1 protein-coding gene is annotated in these 528 nt (G+C 61.2%); it reads left to right on the forward strand.

Annotated features, from left to right (window positions below; genetic code table 11):
- Positions 1-4 precede the first annotated feature (4 nt).
- The coding region (locus QKD99_RS11535) for an IS6 family transposase (protein WP_347951492.1) at positions 5-528 on the forward strand (524 nt) is incomplete at its 3' end.

Raw genomic sequence — 528 nt, forward strand, 5'->3', positions numbered from 1 at the left:
AGCCATGGGCATCTTCTCCGGTCGGCATTTCCCCCGTGACATCATCCTGTGGGCGGTGCGGTGGTACTGCCGCTACGGCGTGAGCTACCGCGACCTCGAAGAAATGATGACCGAGCGGGGTGTGCCAGTCGATCACACCACGATCTACCGCTGGGTGCAGAAATACGCCCCTGAGCTGGATAAGCACACTCGCTGGTACCGGCAGGTACCCGACTGGCAGGCCCAGTCCTGGCGGGTGGATGAGACCTATATCCGGGTCGGCGGCACGTGGTGCTATCTCTACCGGGCTATTACCGCCGGTGGGCAGACCTTAGACTTCTACCTCTCACCAAAACGGAATGTGGCTGCGGCCAAGCGTTTCCTGGCCAAGACGCTGCGATCGAATACGACAGCCGGGTCCCCGCGGGTCATCAACACCGACAAGGCACCAGCTCTGGCCAAGGCAATATCCGAGCTGAAGGCGGAGGGAATCTGCCCTCAGACGGTGGAGCACCGGCAGGTGAAATACCTGAACAACGTTCTCGAGGG

Source organism: Corynebacterium sp. c3Ub_189 (assembly GCF_039907195.1).
Classification (GTDB): Bacteria; Actinomycetota; Actinomycetes; order Mycobacteriales; family Mycobacteriaceae; genus Corynebacterium.